Raw genomic sequence first — 444 nt, 5'->3', positions numbered from 1 at the left:
GCGCGACACCCGCGCGCGGATGGTCCATACCGCGCGGCGGGCGCTGGTGGTGCGCGACGACACGCCGGGCGGGGGGTTCGGGGCCAAGCTGATCATGTTCGACGGCATGAGCCAGTCGCTGGACCGTGCCTCGGGGCGGATGGCGGTCACGCTGTTCGAGGACTTCACCTATGATCTGGCGGCGCTGCTGCCCGCCGCATCGCGCGACCGCCGCACGCTGGACGAGCTGTGGACGCCCGCGCTTCTGTGGCCCACGGCCACGCTGATCGCCGAGACGCGGTCGACGCGCGCGGCGATGCTGGCCGAGGCGCATGCCCGCTTTGCCCAGCCGCTGCTGGCGCTGGCGGCGGCGATGATCGGGTTCTCGGCGCTGCTGCTGGGGGGGTTCAGCCGGTTCGGTCTGTGGCGGCAGATGCTGGGCGCGATCGTGGCGCTGATCCTGGT

General features: G+C 72.7%; 1 protein-coding gene. It reads left to right on the top strand.

The genetic code is table 11. The features are described from left to right. The coding region (locus ACLD7X_RS18995; RefSeq protein WP_425625524.1) for an LptF/LptG family permease at nt 1-444 on the top strand (444 nt) is incomplete at both ends.

This window comes from Aphanothece microscopica RSMan92 (assembly GCF_046613545.2).
Classification (GTDB): Bacteria; Cyanobacteriota; Cyanobacteriia; order PCC-6307; family Cyanobiaceae; genus NIES-981.
The sequence above is the reverse complement of the archived record's forward strand: the minus strand, read 5'-3'. Positions and strand labels throughout refer to the sequence as shown.